At 41.8% G+C, this 2,289-nt stretch carries 1 protein-coding gene; it reads right to left on the reverse strand.

Annotation, left to right across the window (positions count from 1 at the left end):
* Positions 1–2,289: RHS repeat protein (locus tag A3761_RS20355; protein ID WP_156491989.1), on the reverse strand; the 2,289-nt coding region annotated here is incomplete at both ends.

The following is a 2,289-nucleotide window of genomic DNA, read 5'->3' on the forward strand; positions in this document are numbered from 1 at the left end:
TCACTATATAAGGCTATGTATTGTTCTGCGCGGTTCTGATGTTCAACAGCAATATCATTTAATACGCTAATAGACTGGCTTACCTCATTAAACTTATCTAGGAACTCTCGATACTGTTTATGATACTCCAGCGCTTTATTGCTATGATACTGAGCCTTATTAAGTGCCGCTTGCTGCAATGATTGAAGCCGTTCAAGCTCTACCATTAAAGTATCTTTTTCGGCCAGCAAGTATTCAAAATCAATATTTTTAATATCACGAGCCTTCATTGACACGTTTTGCAACTTGCCAATATTGTCATAGCGATTAAACATGGAGACATCATTCGGGTACTTGGTTTCGATCAAGCGGCTATAATCGTCGTGTACGAACTGTGTCGTAAATGTTTGCGTATTCACATTTAAGGTTTCTGTCTCAACGCGACCTAACTCATCATAAGTCCAAATCTTAGTCGCCTCAGTACCAGTTTCTTGTTCTAGCTGTCCGATTCCATTTCCACTAGCAAAATAATCCCAACGAGAAGTGCCTTCAGGCGCAACTTTGCGAGTCATTCTGCCAAGCAAGTCGTAGTACATTTTTACTTCTTGCTGCTTCGCATCTTTTTGATAGACTAACTCGCCAAAGGCATTATGTTTGTACTGCCATTCCCCCATTGAAGGGTCTTCTTGGCTCTTTTTAAAGCCTCGATCATCGTATTCAACGGTTGTTTCAAGGTTGTTCGTTCGCGTAAGTTCTAAATTGCCAGCCGCTGTATATTCGTATTCAACAATCTGGCCGTTTTCAGTTACTGAAGAAGGCTTGCCGTGAATGCCCACCGTCGTTGACTTACTGTAATCACTGTAAGCTATATTCGAGGTATTTCCGCTATAGGTATAGCTAACCGTCAATGGTAGTTTATCGGGTCCTGCTTTTGATTCTGAGGATACTCTACCCACACTATCAAAGGTGAATCGTGTCCAGCGAGCAGTATCTTGCAAGCCGTTCAAGACGTAATATGGCTCAGTAATCGCGACACGGTAACCATATTGATCATATATTGTTGACGTTTTTACATCTCGGTCAGATGAGTCACTGCTAAACCCTGAACTGATTGACCTAACCGCGCGACCTAATGCATCAAAATAGACGGTACTTACTTGGTCGCCGTACTCTGAATCGGATGCTTTAGTCTCGGTAACTTTGTAGACAATTGGGTTGTGGTAACTATATTCCCAATCAGCTGCACGTTGATCCGCGTTGGTATCCTGGGTGGTTGCCCATTCGTACATCCATGTTGTTAAATTGCTATCAGGATAATCTTCAGATACTTTTTCACAGTATTCGTTATATCCTATCGAAGTAAGTCGCTTACCAATATCTTCAATAGAAGCGATCTTTCCGCATCGAGGATGATAGGTATAAGTCGTTGTTTGGTTCAGAGCGTTTGTTTCAGTTAAAACCCGACCTAGGTCATCATAGGTTTTACGAACATAACGGGTTTGCGATTCGCCATCATAGTCCGACATACCTGTACTCTCGACTAATCTTGGATAACCTACTGTTTTAAAATCAGAGTACTCGATAGTTAATTGATTGTCGGCACCCGGCTCAAGCACTTCTCGTGTGAGTTTACCGTCCGTATATTCATAATCCACAACACGGGTTTCTACATCACTTCCTCCGTAGGTGTGCGTCACCGTTTGATAGTCTGCGCGGCCTAGTAACCAATTACTGAGATCGTGCAAGTACGTTGTTTCGGTTTTTACCTCTAACGTTTCATGACCTGCTGTTTTATTTGTTGTGATATATTTTGGATATCCATAGTCATCAAATTCAGTGTTTACTGTAGATGCAGTATTGAGTAGAACGCCATTAGCATCATATTGATTTTCTGACGTTGAATTCAACACTAAACGACGTGTCCCATTACCAAGCTCTTCAACGCTCATATTATTAGTTTGTTCTTTGACCGTCACACCATTGATTTGTGTTACCGAGCTTTCTTGCTGTCCAAATAACTTGTCATCAGTAAAGAAGTTAGTCGTTTTGACGATGTTTCGACTAATCTGGATTTCCGTCATTTTTGAAAACCCGGCGACCTCTCCATCATTGCTAACAAGTAAACCACCGTAGCGATAATCGACCCTGTTGGTTAGAACTTCTCCCGAAGCTGAATTTACAGTAGCCGTATCGGTAGTAATGCTTGATACAACCCAATTGTTGGAAAGCTGTTCACGGAAGCCTGTTGGTATCGAGTTCGCAGCATCATATAACCCATCTAAAGCTAGTGGAGCATACTCGATTTGACTG

Source organism: Oleiphilus sp. HI0123 (genome assembly GCF_001635315.1).